The sequence below is a fragment of the Achromobacter sp. GbtcB20 genome (genome assembly GCF_019091095.1).
Classification (GTDB): domain Bacteria; phylum Pseudomonadota; class Gammaproteobacteria; order Burkholderiales; family Burkholderiaceae_B; genus Achromobacter; species Achromobacter mucicolens.
Genome location: NZ_JAGXJZ010000159.1, coordinates 1 through 617, shown reverse-complemented (window position 1 = coordinate 617; position 617 = coordinate 1). Strand labels below are relative to the sequence as shown.

Annotated in this window: 1 protein-coding gene; it reads right to left on the bottom strand. The window is 74.7% G+C overall.

Features of this window, described 5'->3' with window-relative positions; all coding sequences use genetic code 11:
* Positions 1-617: DUF5682 family protein (locus tag KVT32_RS28330; protein ID WP_254637052.1), on the bottom strand; the 617-nt coding region annotated here is incomplete at both ends.

Below are 617 nucleotides of genomic sequence, written 5' to 3'. Positions count from 1 at the left end.
GGCCGCGCGCACGGCCCTGCTGCGCGAAGCGGGCCAGGACCCCGGCCGTGACGTCGTCGAGCTGTGGCCCTCCGGGGCCGGACTGGGCGCTCTCCCACACCCACTGGCGCCAGGCCGGCGAGGGCATGCCGGCCGCATAGCCGTTCAGCGCGTCGAGGCGGTCGAAACTGTAACGGACCAGCCAGTCGCCGATGGAGCCACCCGTGCGCGCCGCAGGCGGCGCCTCTGTCTCCGCGGCCAGCATCTGCTGCAGGGCCAGCGTATGGAAACCGCCGGTGACGACCACGATCGCGCCCTGGTCGCCGGCCGCGCGCAGGGCGGCATGGCGGCGCCGGATGTGCGCCGCCATGTGGCGTTCGCGCGCCAGGCTGCCCTCGGCCTCGAGCACTTCGGCTTCGTAGCTGCTGCGCGCCATGCCGCAATAGGCGAGGACTTCGGCGAACAGGGTGCGCCAGTCGCGCAGGGCCGCCGCGGGGCGCAGTTCGAACAGGTGGCCCCAGAGCTCGTCCTGGCTGCGGCAGCCGCTGGCGCGGGCCAGCGCCGCCAGGAAGGCGCTGTGGGCGAGGTGGCGCTCGGCCATCAGGTTGTGCACCCGCTCGTCGCGTTGCTCCGGGGCG